18 protein-coding genes and 1 tRNA gene are annotated in these 15,787 nt (G+C 64.5%); 12 read left to right on the forward strand and 7 right to left on the reverse strand.

The window, feature by feature from the left end:
• The first annotated feature begins 17 nt into the window (after positions 1-17).
• Together AC1C2O_RS12655 and AC1C2O_RS12660 are read left to right on the forward strand one after the other, a co-directional pair.
• On the forward strand, positions 18-263 hold the full coding sequence (locus AC1C2O_RS12655; protein WP_495430791.1) for a helix-turn-helix domain-containing protein: 246 nt from the start codon (positions 18-20) through the stop codon (positions 261-263).
• The gene (locus tag AC1C2O_RS12660) at positions 260-1,222 is read left to right on the forward strand and encodes an SRPBCC family protein (protein WP_495430792.1); all 963 of its coding nucleotides are present in this window, start codon (positions 260-262) and stop codon (positions 1,220-1,222) included. Before AC1C2O_RS12655 ends, AC1C2O_RS12660 begins: the two co-directional genes overlap by 4 nt.
• Positions 1,223-1,291: 69 nt before the next feature.
• Here the strand turns inward: AC1C2O_RS12660 and AC1C2O_RS12665 are convergent.
• A tRNA-Leu gene (locus AC1C2O_RS12665) sits at positions 1,292-1,374 on the reverse strand.
• Positions 1,375-1,664: 290 nt separating this feature from the next.
• Here AC1C2O_RS12665 and AC1C2O_RS12670 point away from each other — a divergent pair.
• Genes AC1C2O_RS12670 through pknB form a run of 7 tightly spaced genes read left to right on the forward strand, consistent with a single transcriptional unit; the run spans position 1,665 to position 10,656 of the window.
• The gene (locus tag AC1C2O_RS12670; RefSeq protein WP_495430793.1) at positions 1,665-2,357 is read left to right on the forward strand and encodes an FHA domain-containing protein; all 693 of its coding nucleotides are present in this window, start codon (positions 1,665-1,667) and stop codon (positions 2,355-2,357) included.
• Positions 2,354-2,914 carry an FHA domain-containing protein FhaB/FipA gene (locus tag AC1C2O_RS12675; RefSeq protein WP_495430794.1) on the forward strand — a complete coding sequence of 187 codons (561 nt, stop codon included), beginning with the start codon at positions 2,354-2,356 and terminating at the stop codon, positions 2,912-2,914. Before AC1C2O_RS12670 ends, AC1C2O_RS12675 begins: the two co-directional genes overlap by 4 nt.
• Before the next feature lie 7 nt (positions 2,915-2,921).
• Entirely contained in the window at positions 2,922-4,262 is a 1,341-nt protein-coding gene (locus tag AC1C2O_RS12680; RefSeq protein ID WP_495430795.1) for a PP2C family protein-serine/threonine phosphatase, read from the forward strand.
• A complete protein-coding gene (locus AC1C2O_RS12685; protein WP_495430796.1) occupies positions 4,259-5,644 on the forward strand; it encodes an FtsW/RodA/SpoVE family cell cycle protein in 1,386 nt (461 codons plus the stop codon). Before AC1C2O_RS12680 ends, AC1C2O_RS12685 begins: the two co-directional genes overlap by 4 nt.
• Positions 5,644-7,098, forward strand: a complete 1,455-nt coding sequence (locus AC1C2O_RS12690) for a peptidoglycan D,D-transpeptidase FtsI family protein (protein WP_495430797.1) — start codon at positions 5,644-5,646, stop codon at positions 7,096-7,098. The genes AC1C2O_RS12685 and AC1C2O_RS12690 overlap by 1 nt, the downstream gene beginning before the upstream one ends.
• Positions 7,095-8,900 carry a serine/threonine-protein kinase gene (locus AC1C2O_RS12695; protein ID WP_495430798.1) on the forward strand — a complete coding sequence of 602 codons (1,806 nt, stop codon included), beginning with the start codon at positions 7,095-7,097 and terminating at the stop codon, positions 8,898-8,900. The genes AC1C2O_RS12690 and AC1C2O_RS12695 overlap by 4 nt, the downstream gene beginning before the upstream one ends.
• 49 nt (positions 8,901-8,949) lie before the next feature.
• Entirely contained in the window at positions 8,950-10,656 is a 1,707-nt protein-coding gene (gene pknB / locus AC1C2O_RS12700) for a Stk1 family PASTA domain-containing Ser/Thr kinase (protein WP_495430799.1), read from the forward strand.
• Here the strand turns inward: pknB and AC1C2O_RS12705 are convergent.
• From AC1C2O_RS12705 to AC1C2O_RS12715, 3 genes are read right to left on the reverse strand one after another with little or no spacing between them, the layout of a single operon-like run.
• Positions 10,644-11,306: an anthranilate synthase component II gene (locus tag AC1C2O_RS12705; RefSeq protein ID WP_495430800.1), complete on the reverse strand. Its 663-nt coding sequence runs from the start codon at positions 11,304-11,306 to the stop codon at positions 10,644-10,646. The genes pknB and AC1C2O_RS12705 overlap by 13 nt on opposite strands.
• A complete protein-coding gene (locus AC1C2O_RS12710) occupies positions 11,303-11,458 on the reverse strand; it encodes a hypothetical protein (RefSeq protein ID WP_495430801.1) in 156 nt (51 codons plus the stop codon). The genes AC1C2O_RS12705 and AC1C2O_RS12710 overlap by 4 nt, the downstream gene beginning before the upstream one ends.
• Positions 11,459-11,468: 10 nt before the next feature.
• Positions 11,469-12,263, reverse strand: a complete 795-nt coding sequence (locus AC1C2O_RS12715; protein WP_495430802.1) for a class E sortase — start codon at positions 12,261-12,263, stop codon at positions 11,469-11,471.
• A 78-nt stretch (positions 12,264-12,341) separates the two neighbouring features.
• Between AC1C2O_RS12715 and AC1C2O_RS12720 the strand changes: the two genes are divergently transcribed.
• Positions 12,342-12,581, forward strand: a complete 240-nt coding sequence (locus AC1C2O_RS12720) for a cell division protein CrgA (RefSeq protein ID WP_495430803.1) — start codon at positions 12,342-12,344, stop codon at positions 12,579-12,581.
• A gap of 155 nt (positions 12,582-12,736) precedes the next feature.
• On the opposite strand, the gene AC1C2O_RS12725 is transcribed toward AC1C2O_RS12720, so the two are convergent.
• Together AC1C2O_RS12725 and AC1C2O_RS12730 are read right to left on the reverse strand one after the other, a co-directional pair.
• Positions 12,737-13,624: a rhomboid family intramembrane serine protease gene (locus tag AC1C2O_RS12725; RefSeq protein ID WP_495430804.1), complete on the reverse strand. Its 888-nt coding sequence runs from the start codon at positions 13,622-13,624 to the stop codon at positions 12,737-12,739.
• Between the two features lie 24 nt (positions 13,625-13,648).
• Complete coding sequence (locus AC1C2O_RS12730; protein WP_495430805.1) at positions 13,649-14,206, reverse strand: peptidylprolyl isomerase; 558 nt, start codon at positions 14,204-14,206, stop codon at positions 13,649-13,651.
• 107 nt (positions 14,207-14,313) lie between these two features.
• Here AC1C2O_RS12730 and AC1C2O_RS12735 point away from each other — a divergent pair, with 107 nt between their 5' ends.
• Both AC1C2O_RS12735 and AC1C2O_RS12740 read left to right on the forward strand, forming a co-directional pair.
• Positions 14,314-14,811, forward strand: a complete 498-nt coding sequence (locus AC1C2O_RS12735; RefSeq protein ID WP_495430806.1) for a DNA helicase — start codon at positions 14,314-14,316, stop codon at positions 14,809-14,811.
• A 23-nt stretch (positions 14,812-14,834) separates the two neighbouring features.
• Complete coding sequence (locus tag AC1C2O_RS12740) at positions 14,835-15,296, forward strand: aminoacyl-tRNA deacylase (protein WP_495430807.1); 462 nt, start codon at positions 14,835-14,837, stop codon at positions 15,294-15,296.
• A 65-nt stretch (positions 15,297-15,361) separates the two neighbouring features.
• Here the strand turns inward: AC1C2O_RS12740 and AC1C2O_RS12745 are convergent, their stop codons facing one another.
• On the reverse strand, positions 15,362-15,784 hold the full coding sequence (locus tag AC1C2O_RS12745; RefSeq protein WP_495430808.1) for an NUDIX hydrolase: 423 nt from the start codon (positions 15,782-15,784) through the stop codon (positions 15,362-15,364).
• Positions 15,785-15,787 lie beyond the last annotated feature (3 nt).

Here is a 15,787-nt window from a genome sequence, read left to right on the forward strand (position 1 = left end):
CAACATAGGTTGACAGCATGGAATCCACAGCCATCGCGGCCATCGCCGCCGATCTCAGCGATCCCCGGGCAGGTCTGCGTGCGGTGTCGTCTCTGCGCGTTCTCGCCGACACGCTCGAGCTCAAACAGGTCGAGGCCGCGCTGCGGGCGGGCATGAGCTGGCAGGAGATCGCCGATGCGCTCGGTGTGAGCCGGCAGGCCGTGCACAAGAAGTACGCCAAACGCGTCGATCCGACAATCCCCGTCCCAAGGAGGAACTCATGAGTCGCTTCCTTACCGCCGCCGCGACCATGCAGACGCTGAGCACCACCGCCATGGAGGAGGCATCACGCGAGGGGCGCCGCGAGGCCGACCTCGAACATCTCCTGCTCGCGCTGATGCTCAGCGAACAGAAGGCCGGTCAGGTGCTGCGTGGACTCGGCATCACGCTGGATGCTGCGCGCGAAGCCACACGAGAACAGCACGCCGCGCAACTGCGGTCACTCGGTGTCTCCATCGAGCAGAACGAGCCCGGTCGCATCACGTTCCACGAGACCGCGGGGTACGAGTGGAGCGAGCGAGCATTGGGCGTCATGACCCGCGCTGGCGAGGGCCGGCGCGCAGGAGACGCGGCCGCGATTCTGCGCGAGCTGCTGACAGAGCCGAGCGGGCTGATCGCCGGCATCCTTGAACGAATGGGGACGACACCGGCCGCGGTGACTGAACGACTCGATGATGCCGAACGGATTCCGCAGCATCCGACGTCGTCGAAGAACATGGTGCAGGGGCGATTCGAGGCCTTCGTCCCCGCATCCATTGCCGATGTCTGGGCACTCGTATCGAATGCTGAGCGGATGCCGGAGTGGGATCCGCAGTCGGGAACCGTCGAGGTGGAAACCTCGGGCGCCTGGATCGTCCATTCACGCACCACGTACCCGGATGGTAAGCCTGCCAAGGTCAAGGAGCCGTTTCGGCGGCGGCGAATCACGCAGGCCGTCGCACTGGAGCCGACGTCGGTGGTCTGGCTACTCGAGTTCCCCGACGCCCCTCAGTCGATTTCCCGCACGCTTTCGATCGAGCTCTCACCCGCTGCGGGCGGCACCCAAGCCACTCTCACCTCGTCTTGGCCGCGCCGCACCGGCTGGCGTCGCGTGGTCGGCTTCCCGCTGCGCCCATTGCAACGCTTCTTCGCGTGGTTGCAACTCTTCCAGACCGGGGGTTCGATCAGCCGAGTGTTCCGCTGAACCTGAGGAGAAACGAAAAAGCCCCTCACCTGGATCCTAAGACCTGGTGAAGGGCTGTTTTCATTCGCGTGCGCGAGGGGGGACTTGAACCCCCACGCCCGTAAGGACACTGGCACCTGAAGCCAGCGCGTCTACCATTCCGCCACTCGCGCGAACGTCTCATTCCGAAGAACTCAACTTGAAGAGGATATCACGCAGAATCCCTCTCCCTGAACTCGCCGAGGCCGCCCCGCTCACGCTCTGCACCGGTGAGAATGGTCCTGCAGCATCAGACAGGTGTGGCCAAGTCCTGTCCCGTGCAGGAAAGCCATTCTCGACCGCAGCTTGCCCGCAGCTTGACCGCAGTTCGACCGGCACAACGCCGATTGCGACGCCCAGCAGGCGCATATCCAGGTCACCTGGCTACGATGTGTCTACCGGTCCGCAATGCCAGAGGAGCCCAGTGGGACTACTTGACAGCTTTGAGAAGGGTCTTGAGCGCGCCGTGAACGGCGCATTCGCCAAGACCTTCCGCAGCGGCATCCAACCGGTGGAGATCGCCTCGGCCATCCGTCGCGAAGCCGACATCAAAGCCGCTGTCGTCAGCCGCGAGCGCATCATCGCCCCGAACGGCTACGCCGTGCGCCTCAGCGCAGACGACTATCAGCGGATGCACGCACTCGGCGGCGCCCTGACAGACGAGCTGCACGCACTCATCAACACGCACGCGAAAGCGCAGGGCTACAGCTTCGCTGGCCCCGTCTCCATCACACTCGAAATCGATGAGAAGGTCGCCACCGGCACAGTACGTGTGGACTCCGGCACCGTCGAAGGCCGCGTCAGCTGGCAGGCCGTCGTCGACGTCGACGGACGCCGCCACACTCTCACTCACGCACGCAGCGTCATCGGGCGCGGCAGCGACGCCGACATCACGATCACGGATGCCGGATCCAGCCGCAAGCACGTCGAGATTCTGTGGGACGGTGAGCGCGCCATGATGCGCGATCTCGGCTCCACCAACGGCACGAAGGTCAATGGTGACAAGGTGCGCGAAGCGCCACTACCCACCGACACGACCATCACGATCGGTCGCACCGACCTCGTGTTTCGGATTGTCCCCGTGACGGCTGATCACACGTCGGGGGTGAATCGATGACCGACGTCCCTGAACTGACGCTCCTGCTGTTGCGCATCGGATTCCTGGTGCTCTTGTGGTTCTTCGTGTTCGGCGTCATCTATTCGCTGCGCGCTGACCTGTTCGGCGTGAAGGTGCGAAAGCTTCCGGCCGAGGCAGCGGTCGCCGCCGCGACACCCACCCCCGCGCCGTCACAGGCCGCCTCATCCGCACTGACGCAGGCTCTGACACCGGCCGTGAAGCCGCAGGCCGCCCCGCGTACGAGCGGAGCAGCCACCACGAGCACCGTGTCCAAACTCGTGATCACCTCTGGGCCGAAGGCAGGACTCGAGCTTCCGCTCGGCACCCAGCCGATGACGATCGGCCGCTCCAGCGAATCCGGTCTCGTCATCCGCGACGATTACACCTCCAGCCACCACGCCCGCCTTCTGCTGCGTGGCGACAGCTGGATCATTCAGGATCTCGACTCTACGAACGGCACCTTCCTCGCCGGCGCACGCGTCAGCGGGGCTCCGGCACCGATCAGCATCGGTGACGCCATCAAGGTGGGCGCCACGACCTTCGAGCTGCGAGCCTGACGCGGGCATGGTCTTCGAAGGATCGAGTGCTGCGATCTCCCACACCGGGAAGGTCCGCTCTAACAACCAAGACTCCGGCTATTCCGGCGACAACCTGTTCGCTGTCGCCGACGGCATGGGCGGCCACGCGGGAGGGGATGTCGCATCCAGCATCGCCATCCAGCGTTTGGAACGCCTCGACCAGGCCTTCGATTCCACAGATGACGCGCAAGCATCCCTCCAGGCTGCGGTTACGACGGCCGCAGGCGATCTCATCCGCGCGGCCAAGGAGCGCCCCGAGCTCGCCGGTCTCGGCACCACGGTCAGCGCGATCATCATGGTCGACGACCACGCCGTCATCGGTCACATCGGCGACTCGCGCATCTACCTCTACCGCGATGACGAGTTGACGCAGATCACCGCCGACCACACCTTCGTCCAGCGCCTGGTCGACTCAGGCCGCATCACTCCTGAAGAGGCCCGGTATCACCCGCGCCGTTCGGTGCTGATGCGCGTGCTCAGCGACATGGACCATGACCCGGAGCTCGATCTCTTCGTCATGCCCACACTCCCCGGCGACCGTTGGCTGCTCTGCTCCGACGGCCTCACCGGTGTCGTCGACGACCCGCACATCCTCAAAGCCATGCGTCTGGGCCTGCCCCCTGGCCGCACCGCTGACAATCTGCTCAAGCAGGCACTCGACGGCGGCGCGCCGGACAATGTGACGATCGTGCTGGTCGAGGTGGGTGGTGCGCATCCGCTCTCCTCCGGCCCCGCCACCATCGTCGGAGCGGCATCCAACCCCTCCGGTGTGCTCATCCCTGCCGCACGCACCGGCCGCGCGAACTGGCTGCACCCCGTGCGTCAAGCCGCCAACGAGCCCTCGCACTTCGAGCCAGCCGCCGACTACCTCGAAGAGCTCATCGAGGAGGATCGCCGCCGCGCAAAGCGCCGCCGCATCGGCTGGATCGCTGCGCTCGTCGTCGTGATCCTCGCACTCACCGGCGCAGGTTTCCTTGCGTACGGCTGGACTCAGACGCGCTATTTCATCGGTGCGGACGAAGACAGCGTCGTGATCTTCCAGGGGGTGCAGCAGAACATTGGCCCGATCCCACTGTCGACCGAGATCGAAGACACCGACATCCTGCTCGCCGATCTGCCGCCGTACCAGCGTTCCTCGGTGGAGCGCACGATCAACGCGCGTTCGCTCGCCGATGCCATGGCGATCGTTGACCGCCTGCAGGCTGGAGCAGAAGAGGTCACCGGCGAGACCACCATGCCCAGGCCCACGCCAACACCCACGCTGACGCCCACCCCCGCTCCCACCCCGGCCCTCACTGACGCTGTCGAAGGGGAGGGTGCCGAATGAGCACCGACGTCGCCACCGATACCGCGGTCATCAAAGCGCTGCGCCGAATGCGGATGCCGCAGACCCAGCGCAACCGCGAGTTCTGGCTGCTGCTGTTCGCCTGCGCTCTGAGCGGCGCGGCACTCACGCTCGTGCAGTTGGGCGCGCTTGGGGCCATCGACCCGTTCATCCTGTTCATCGGCGGGGGCCTGGCAGTGCTCGCCTTCGCTCTGCACTTCGTGCTGCGGTTCGTGGCATCCGATGCCGACCCCTTCGTGCTGCCCATCGCCACCCTGCTGACCGGCCTGGGCATCTCGATGATCTATCGACTTGACATCGCCGAGCACCTCACCGGGTGGGCGGCATACTCGACGAAGCAGCTGGTCTGGACGGCGATCTCACTCGCTGGCGCCATCGCGATCGTCATCCTGCTGCGCAACTATCGCGTCCTGTTCCGGTTCACCTACGTGTTCGGCCTCGTCGGAATCCTGTTGCTGCTGCTGCCGTTCGTTCCCGGCCTTGGCGTCAGCGACGCGGGAGCGGATGTCTGGGTCTCGCTCGGTGGGCTCTTCTCGTTCCAGCCCGGCGAGATCGCCAAGATCTGCCTGGCCATCTTCTTCGCCGGCTATCTGGTGCGCACCCGCGAGAGCCTCACCTCGGTCGGAAAGTCGTTCCTCGGCATGACGTGGCCTCGGATGCGAGAGCTCGGCCCCGTCATCATCGTTTGGGTCATCTCCCTCGGCATCATTGTCGTGCAGCGCGACCTCGGAACCGGAATGTTGATCTTCGGCATGTTCATCGCCATGCTGTACGTCGCCACCGGCAAGACGAGCTGGGTGCTGATCGGCCTCGCGATGGTTGCCGCAGGAGTGCTCGCCGCGACCCAGATCCTCGAGTACGTGCGCGGCCGTTTCACGAACTGGCTGTTCGCCTTCGATCCAGACATCGTCGACCCGGAGGGCCCCGGATACCAGCTCGTGCAGGGCATCTACGGGCTCGCGCACGGTGGCCTGCTTGGCACGGGTCTTGGTCAGGGCCGCCCCGACATCACCCCGCTCGCGCAGAGTGACTACATCATCCCCAGCCTCGGCGAAGAGCTCGGGCTGATCGGCCTGTTCGCGATCCTCTGCCTGTATATGGTGTTCGTCAGTCGCGGCGTGCGCATCGGGATCGCCGGCCAGGACGACTTCGGCAAGCTTCTCGCCATCGGCCTTTCCTTCACGATTGCCCTGCAGGTATTCATCATGGTCGGCGGCGTCACCCGTGTCATCCCGCTCACCGGTCTCACCACGCCGTTCCTCGCAGCCGGCGGGTCATCGCTGGTCGCGAACTGGCTCATCGTGGCACTTTTGCTGCGTATCTCTGACGGCGTGCGCCGCCAGCCCAGGGTGGTGATCGGCTGATGACTAAAGAACTCAGGCGTCTCAGCATCGTCATGCTGTTCATGTTCCTCGCGCTGTTCGCGTCGACCAGCTGGATCCAGGTGGTCGCCGCTGAGAACCTCGCTCAGTCTGACCGCAACACGCGCACCCTGCTGGACAGCTACGAGATCCAGCGCGGGTCGATCATCGCCGATGGCTCGCCGATCGCGTACTCGGTGCCATCCGAAGACGAGTACCAGTATCAGCGCGTGTACACCGACTCTGAGATCTGGTCGAGCGTCACCGGCTACTTCAACCCGGCGCTGCAGTCATCGACGGGCATCGAAAACGCATTGAACACAGATCTTTCCGGCACCGGCGGGGGCGCCTTCTTCGCCGAGATCGAGCGGATCGTCTCCGGCCAGCCGCAACGTGGGTTCAGCGTCGAACTGACTCTGGATGCCGCGGCGCAGCAGGCCGCATACGAAGGGCTTGGCGATCTGCAGGGCGCTGTCGTCGCCATCGAGCCTTCGACGGGCCGAATCCTCGCCATGGTGTCGAGTCCCGGCTTCGACGCGAACCAGCTCGCCGTGCACAGCGGCAGCCAGGCTGAAGCCGCCTACGACGCTCTTGACGCGCTGAAGCCGAACCCGCTGCAGAACCGTGCCATCGGCGAGCTCAACCCGCCTGGGTCCACGTTCAAGGTGCTCGTTGCGGCCGCTGCATACGCCACCGGCGACTGGACGTCGCAGTCGACGCTGCCCAACCCGGCCCGCTACACGCTGCCTGGTTCCACGAATCAGGTGTCGAACGCCTGGAACGGCACGTGCGGATCCGGCGAGACCGTGACGATCGCAGAGGCGCTCCGCCTGAGCTGCAACATCCCGATGGCGGAGCTCGCTGTCGCGATCGGTGACCAGGCGATCCTCGAGACCGCCGAGAAGTTCGGCTTCAATCAGAGCTTCGATACGCCTCTGACATCCGCCGTCTCCAAGTACCCGCGCGGCCTGGACGACGCTCAGACTGCCCTGACCGGATTCGGTCAGGGAGAGGTCACGTCAACGCCGTTGCAGGTCGCAATGATCTCGGCCGGCCTTGCTAACGATGGAGTGGTGATGAACCCTCGCCTGGTGGATGCAGTGATCGGCAACGATCTCTCGGTGATCCGCGAATACGAGAGCACGGAGTTCGATCGCGCTGTGGATGCTGATGTCGCCGATGAGGTCACCGGGTCAATGGTGGCGAGCGTCGCGAATGGCGCGGCGACGGGTGCAAGAATAGACGGTATCGACGTCGCCGGTAAAACGGGGACGGCCGAGCACAACCCCGACGATCCGTACACGTTATGGTTCACCGGTTTCGCACCTGCGGACGACCCGCAGGTTGCGGTGGCGGTCGTTGTCGAAAACGGCGGCGGAATGGGACAGTCGGGATCCGGTGACACGCTCGCCGCCCCGATCGCGAAGATGGTCATAGAGGCGGTGCTTTACAAATGAGGCCGACGCAGGGTGTGTCGTTCGGTGGTCGATACGAGCTTCAGTCGCGTATCGCAATCGGCGGTATGGGCGAGGTGTGGGAGGCGACCGATCATGTCATCGGACGCATCGTCGCCATCAAGATCCTCAAGGACGAGTACATGGGGGATCCGGGCTTCCTCGAGCGCTTCCGCGCTGAGGCCCGGCACGCCGCACTCGTCAACCATGAGGGCATCGCCAGTGTCTTCGACTACGGCGAGGAGAACGGCAGTGCCTTCCTCGTCATGGAACTCGTACCAGGCGAGGCGCTGTCCACGCTTCTCGAGCGCGACGGCGCACTGAGCGCCGACAAGACGCTCGATATCGTCGCGCAGACGGCATCCGCGTTGCAGGCTGCGCACGCTGCCGGTCTCGTGCACCGCGACATCAAGCCCGGAAACCTGCTGATCACCCCGGATGGCCGGGTGAAGATCACTGACTTCGGCATCGCCCGCATCGCTGACCAGGTGCCGCTGACGGCGACCGGTCAGGTCATGGGTACTGTGCAGTATCTGTCGCCTGAGCAAGCGTCAGGGCACCCGGCATCTCCTGCGACCGACACATATTCGCTGGGAATCGTCGCGTACGAGTGCCTGGCAGGCAAGCGCCCGTTCACTGGCGAGTCGCAGGTCGCGATCGCGATGGCACAGATCAACGAGCAGCCCCCGCCGCTGCCGCCTACGGTGCCGATCCCGGTGCAGAACCTCGTCATGGCGATGATCGCGAAGAAGCCGGCCGACCGGCCTTCTTCGTCGGCAACGGTCGCACGTGCAGCGCAGGCCCTCCGCCGCGGCGATTTGAATTCCGCAGCGATCGCCGTCCCTGCTATCGCTTCCGGCGGTGTCGCAAATGATGACGCGACGCGCCTGCTCACGGCAAACGGCGATGACGGCGCCACGCGCATCCTCCCGACTACAGCGCAGCTGCCCGCCGGCAGCAGCGCCGCTGAAGAGGATCGTCCGAAGAAGAAGCGCAGCCCGTGGACGTGGCCGCTGATCGCGCTGATCGCGCTGCTCGCGATCGTGCTGGGTGCCACCGTCTATGGACTGATGAACCCGAACGACCCCACCCCGATCGATACACCCACGTCCGCTCCGCCGACGACACCGCCGCCGCCCACGCCCACTCCGACGCCCGAGCCGACGCGCGTCAACGTCGACTCGCTGGGCCTGAACGGTCAGACGTGCGAAGCGGCTACGGCGATTCTCAATGAGAACGGCTTCACCCTCGTCAACTGCGTCCCTGGTAACGCGGCGGCCTCGGACGAGGAGATTGGCCAGATCTACATGGTCGAGCCTGGAGGCAATGTGGCCGTCGACCAGACGATCACGCTCACCTCCTACGGAGAGCGTGCACCGCTGACGGCGCCCTCGGACGTCCCGATGATCAACGGCAACCCGTCTGAGGTCAAGGCCGGTTCGACTGTGACGATCACGTGGGGCGCAGGATTCACCTGTCCCAGCGGAACGACTGTCGACGGCTACACAGTGAATCTCACCGGCGCCACCTTCGTCGGCGGCGTAGGGCCCACATTCGGCGCAGACGTGCGCAGCGTGCAGGTTCTGGTCAGCGATGCAGAGGATGCGCAGCGGATGGTCGCCTCTTACGCCGGAATCTGCGGCGGTGGCGGCGAGCCTCGTACATCACCGAACTCGAACGACCTTTCGGTGACCATCGTCCAGCCTGAGTCGGAACCGACACCGACACCCACGCCCGGCGCGGGCAACGGTGACAACGGCAACGGCAACGGCAACAACAAGGACGACAAGAACAGCGAAGGCTGAGGGTAACCTCAGTAGATTCACGTTGTTGTCAGACCAGGGGGAGTCTTCAGTGTCCGCAGAGCCGCGCATCATTGCCGAGCGATACCGTGTGGACGAGCTCATCGGCCACGGTGGCATGGCGAAGGTCTATCGCGGTTACGACATCACGCTCGGTCGCGAAGTCGCCATCAAGATCCTTGATCCTGACCTCGCTCGCGACACGGCTTTCCGCACCCGCTTTCGGCTGGAAGCACAGGCTGCGTCACGGATGTCGCACCCTTCGGTCGTGCGCGTGTTCGATGCGGGCGATCCTGCTTCGGCCGGCGACGGTTCCGCCCCTGCGGGCTCGCCTGGCAGCGAGCCGTACATCATCATGGAGCTCGTGCAGGGACGCCAGCTGAAGGAGATCATCGCCGAAGGCCCCGTGCCCGTTGAGGATGCCCTTCGCTACGTAGACGGCATCCTCGAGGCTCTCGACTACTCGCACCGCGCTGGCGTCGTGCACCGCGACATCAAACCCGGCAACGTGATGGTCACCGAAAAGGGCCAGGTCAAGGTCATGGACTTCGGCATCGCGCGTGCGGTGTCTGACTCATCATCGACCGTCGCCGAGACCACTCAGATCATTGGCACCGCCGCATATTTCTCGCCCGAGCAGGCCAAGGGCGAGCCGGTGGATGCCCGCGCTGACCTGTATTCGACCGGCGTCGTGCTCTACGAACTTCTCACCGGCCGTCAGCCGTTCCGCGGAGAGTCGCCGGTCGCTGTCGCGTACCAGCACGTCAGCGAGACGCCGCTCGCGCCCACTGAGGTCAATGAAGACGCCCCCGGTGCCCTTGACCCGATCGTGCTGCGTGCCCTCGCAAAAGACCCTTACCAGCGCTATCCGGATGCAGCGAGCTTCCGCGCCGCGCTGGACAGTGCCGTCGCCGGCAAGGCTCCGAGCAAGAAGCAGCTCGGCGCACTCACCAGCGAGCTGTATGGATCGAGCCCTCGTCAGGCGCAGGAGACCGCACGCTCGCTTCGCCAGCTCAGCACCGACACGACGATGGCCCGCACCCAGTCTGGGCCACCGGTGGTGTGGATCTGGGCGGGCGTCGCGTTGCTGGCCGTGCTGCTCATCTCAGTTCTGCTGTGGGTGATCCTGATGCCACGCGGTGAGCAGATTCCGACCTCATCCCGCGTCGTGCCCGACCTCATCGATGTCTCTTCACAGCGCGCACAGACCGACCTCGAAGAACTCGGCTTGCTTTCCACCATCGTCACCGAAGCCAATGCTGAGATCACCGAGGGCAATGTGATCCGCACCGACCCGAAGGCCGAGCAGTCGGTAGAGGTCGGCCAGACCGTCACTGTCTATGTCTCTGCAGGCGCCGAGACCGTGATCGTTCCGAAGCTCATCGGCCTTTCACAATCGGCCGCAGTCGAGGCGTTGGAAGCAGAGGGCCTGGCTTTGGGAAACGTGAATCCCGAGAATGACGCGGAAAGCGCCGCCGAAACAGTGCTCGCCACGACCAACGTCGAGGCAGGCGACGAAGTCGCACCGGGAACGATCGTGAACCTCGTCGTCGCCAGTGGGCGAGTCACCATGCGCGATGTCACCGGCTTCACGGTAGATGCGGCCACGGCTGAGTTGGAGAACCTCAATCTCACCGCTGTGCCGACGTCGATCGGCGAGTGTGGAGAGTTGGAAGCCCCGGGAATAGTGCTGTCGCTGTCACTCGCACCCGGCGACGTTCCCGTGCATTCCGAGGTCGAACTGCGCTACTGCGAGTGATCCGAGGGCAGCGGCGTCAACCCCGCCGATGCCCGTCGCGCGTCGTACGCCACCCCGGCCGCTGACGCGACCTCGCTCAACCAGTTCGCCAACAGCCGATAGCCGTGCTGGGTGAGCACGCTCTCCGGATGGAACTGCACGCCTCGAATCGGCAGCTCACGATGTGCGAGCGCCATGACCGTCCCCGACGTCGTGCGTGCCGTGACGACGAGCTCTGGTGCCAGCTCGGCCTCCGGCAGTGCCAGCGAGTGATAGCGGCCCACGTCGAAGGGTGAAGGGATGCCGTCGAACAGAGCCGCCCCGTCGTGGTTGATCGACGAGAGCATGCCGTGCATGAGTTCCGGTGCTTCAGCGATTTCAGTGGCAAAGGCTGCGCCGATCACCTGATGTCCGAGACAGACCCCCAGCATTGGCATCCGTCGCTCGGCCGCGAGGCGGACAATGTCGACCGAAGCACCGGCATCCCGTGGCCTGCCTGGACCAGGGGAGAGCAGCACGCCATCGAAATCAGGCAAGATACGGGCGAAGCCCGCTACCGTCTCGGCATCCGCCTCGATCATCTCGGTGTCGGCACCGAGCTCACGCAGGTAGCCGACGAGCGTGTGTACGAAGCTGTCGTGGTTGTCCACGACGAGCACGCGCACGCTCACTCCAGGTCGACCTCGCCCGGGGTGATGAGCGGGCTCACCCACGGGAAGACGTAGAAGAAGAGTCCATAGAGGATCGCGGCGACCGCAACGAGCAGGATCAGCACCCGCAGCCACCATGGGCCGGGCAGGATGCGCCAGATTGCTGCGTACATCAGATCTTCCTCACCACGACGGGGCCGCCACTTCGTCAACGGACGCCAGGGATTCCGGTGCACCCTCGGCGCGAGGCTGGAAGCCCTCAAAAACGGAATAGCCGATGATGCGCTCGGCGAGCGAGTACAGAGGTGAACAGGCGGTGAGTGTCAGGTAGCGCTCTCCGGTGACGGCACCCGGCACCTGAGGAACATCCTCGAGCACATCGATCTCGCTCGGCTGAACGTACTCGAGTGTGCGGAAGCGGTAGGTGTACCAGCCTTCCTGCGTCTCGACCACGATGGCGTCATTCAGACGCAGCTTGTCCATGCGGTTCAGCGGGAAGCCCCAGGTCGTGCGGTGGCCGGCGACCGAGAAGTTGCCCACCTGCCCCGGCATCACTGACTGGTCGTATACACCGATCCAGCCGTTGTCGAGGGTGACCGAACGGCTGGTACCACCGGCAATTTGAACGTTGTAGTCATCACCGAAACGCGGCACGCGCATCTGTGCGAGATATTCGCCGTGGCCCGGATGCTCCAGCACAGGAGGCTCGTACCAGGTCTCACCCGTGTTTTCGTCTTCGACGACGGGAGGGGGCTCCGGAACAGGAAGCTGCTCCCACTCCCGCGTAATCGCCTGACCTGCGCTGTTGCCCTGTGCGCTGAGGATGATGTCGCCGATCCACATCTGCCAGGCGACGAACAGCAAGACGATGACTCCCGCTGTCAGCAGAAGTTCGCCGAGCACGCTGGTGAAGGTGGCGCGTGGACGACTCCGCTGCCGACGCTGACGCCGCGTCATCGGCACGGCGGAGGCAGTCATAGGGGCGATCCTAACGCGCGCGAGTGAAGGCCAGCCTGAGAACACTGCAAAGACTGCCGTCTTGGGTAGAATGACCGCATGGCACGAGAGCGTAAGAGCGAAGAACCCGTTGTTGAGCGCGCGGAAGGCGAGCAGGCCCCGAACGCCGTGTGGTTCAAGCCGGTGATGCTGGGCTTCATGCTGCTGGGGCTGGCATGGATCCTCGTGTTCTACATCTCCGGGATGCAGTTCCCCATTCCCGGTATCGATTCGTGGAATCTTGCCATCGGCCTCGGCATCGCGCTGATCGGCTTCCTCATGACCACGCGCTGGCGCTGAGCCTCGCATCCACTCTTGTGAACGCCCCCTCTCTTGAGGGGGCGTTTTTCGTGGATGGGCCGGCCCGAAAAGTTATCCCCAAAGTTATCCACAGCCTGGGGAGAATTACACGGTTGTTATTCACAGGGGTGGAGAACCCTGTTAACAACTTCTGATCAGGTCAGAATCAGCCGCGGAAGGGTGAACACGGCTACCAGCAACAGCACCGCAACTGCGATCAGCAGCAGAATCTGCCAGTGCCGCTGCGAGCGCTTGCGAGTGCGCAAGACGATGAGTCCGACCAGCGCACCGACGACGGCGCCGCCGAGGTGCGCCTGCCAGGCAATGTTGAACCCCGGCACGAATCCGATCACGAGGTTGATGCCGAGCAACACGAACAGTCCGGTCATGTTGGCGCCGATGTGCAATCCGATGACAAGCAGCGCACCGAACAGCGCGAAGACAGCGCCGGATGCACCGACAGTGACGCTTCCGGGCGCGATGATGCCGACGGCGACAGAGCCACCGAGCGCTCCGAGCACGTAGAGGGTGAGGAATCGCCAGCGACCGAGCATGGGCTCAAGGCTGCGGCCGAGCATCCAGAGCGCGAGCATGTTCAGGGCGATGTGCCAGATGCCGCTGTGGACGAGAGCCGCTGTGAGCAGGCGCCACGGCTGGAAGGGGTAGCCCGAAAGATCAGGGAGCAGATAGCCGACCCAGAACCGGAACAACCCGCTGATGTCCAGGCCTGGCACCAGCTGCAGCAGACCGACGAATGCGGTGACCGCGATAATGCCGTAGGTCATCATCGGCTTGCCGGACTGAACGGCGGCCATCGATACCGTGGAACGGCGACCCCACTGCCGTTGAGCGCGCTTCTGCGCGGGGGTGCGGTTGGTGCGCTGCTCTTTCATGCACTCGGGGCAGATGACCCCGACCGCCGCCTGAGTCTGACACTCGGGGCAGACAGTGCGCATGCAGCGTTGGCAGAGCACGAAGCTCTGCCGATCCGGATGGCGATAGCAGTAGTTTTCGCGATTTCTCGTGAATTCAGGTGTAGTCATCCGGATCGGCCAGAGCTGACGTGATCAGACGGCGACGATGTCGACCGACTGCAGGACGACGTCTTCGATCGGGCGGTCACCGGCTGCGGTGGGAACTGCGGCGATTGCGTCGACGATCTTCCTGGAAGCGTCATCGGCAACCTCGCCGAAGATTGTGTGCTTGCCCTGCAGCCACGGGGTCGGGTCGGTGGTGATGAAGAACTGCGAGCCGTTCGTGCCCTCAGCCTTCCCGGTGATCGGGTTACGACGAAGGCCAGCGTTCGCCATCGCGAGGATGTAGGGCTCGCTGAAGTTGAGGTCCATGTTGATCTCGTCGTCGAAGTTGTATCCGGGGCCGCCGACGCCCTGGCCGAGCGGGTCGCCGCCCTGGATCATGAAGTTCGGGATGATGCGGTGGAAGATGACGTCCTTGTAGAGCGCGCCCTCGCCGGGCTGGTTGGTGGCGGGGTCAGTCCAGTCCTGGGTTCCGTCGGAGAGACCGACGAAGTTCTTGACGGTCTTCGGAGCGTGGTCGCCGAAGAGATTGACCACGATATCGCCGCGGTTGGTGTGCAGAGTTGCAACGTGAGAGTGCTGAGCCATGACCCTATTCTCGCAGAGCTTCATATGAGATGGTCGATTCTCTCCCCTCATCCAGACTCGTCTGGCAAGATGGGGAGCCCCGTACTCCAACTCGGCAGGAGAACATTGTGAGCCTCACCCGCAAGCGCAAGAAAGAACTGCGCCGTTTGCAGAACGACGCTACGGAACTCTGGGAATCCCAGCAGGTTCTCGTTGGTCATGCAGCAGACGTCGCCCGCGAGGCCGGTCGCCAGCTCGGTAATGTCGGTCGCGAGCAGGTTCTCCCCGTCGTGCACGACACCTACAACCGACGCGTTGCGCCGACCGTCAACCGCGGGATCAAGATTGGCCGTCAGGTCGTGGATGACAAGGTCGTCCCGATCGTCGGCGGCGTCGTTGGCACCGCGCTGTCGGCATGGGATGTCGCGAACGCGAAGCGTCAGGGCCTGTCGTTCTCGCACCAGCCCGCAGCTCCCGTGAAGAGCGGCCCCGGTCTTGGATCGGTCATCGCCATCATCCTCGGCGTCGCTGCCGCTGCCGGCGTGCTCTACGCCGCATGGCAGGCGCTGCGCACCGACGACGAGCTCTGGGTTGCTGACGACCCGCTTTCCGCACCAGACGCGTGAGTTCGCCTGACCCGCATTCACGGGTGAGGGATGCCGCGGCGGCGCGCGGTCTCGACATCGAGATCCGCGAGCGACCTGAGGCGAACAGCCTGCACGAAGCTGCAGCGCTGCTCGGCATCGACCCGTCAGGCATCGTCAAGACGCTGGTTGTGAAGCGTGCAGACGACACATATCTGTTCGCGCTGGTGCCGGGCGGGCGCTCAATTTCGTGGCCGAAGTTGCGCGCCCTGGTGGGCGTGAACAAGCTGCGCCTGCCCGAGTCCGAGCTCGCCTTGGCCGCGACCGGGTACGAGCGCGGCACCATCGTGCCGATCGGCAGCTCTACCGACTGGCCGGTGTACGCCGATGAGTCGATCGTCGGACAGCAGGTTGCAATGGGTGCTGGCGCGCACGGTTACAGCCTGTTCGTCGACGCCGATGCGCTGATCGCCGCCTACGGTGCGACGGTCGCCGACATCACCGTGCCTGAGCAGCCGCGAGGCTGAGCGCTCCGTCCGGGAATCAGGGTTTCCCGGGTTTCAGGGTTTTCCGGGTTTCCGGGTTTTCCTGGTCAGATGACCTCGGCCATGCGCAGTGCGATGTCGACGAGTTTGACGCGCTGTAGCTCAGCGACGGCGGGTGTGGTGAACCAGCCGGCCATATCGGTCGAGCCGTCTTCCTCAAAGCGCAACTTGCCGCCGGAAATCTTCGCTCGATAGACGATGCGCAGCGTATGCAGCGGGACGGCGGCCTTCTTCACTCGACGTCCGGCCGGAATGACGCGGGAGTGCACACCGAGCAGTTCCTGCACGTGGACTGTGTAGCCGGTCTCTTCACGGACCTCTCGACGCACCGCATCCTCTGGATCTTCACCGGGTTCGAGCCCGCCACCGGGCATCGTCCACGCGACTCGGCGACCCTCGGTCCAGCGCGCCAGCAGCACCTTTCCCTCGTCGTCGGTGACGACCGCGTATGCTGCGACCCGCAGATCCATGCA

It is taken from the genome of Microbacterium sp. Y355, assembly GCF_059445345.1.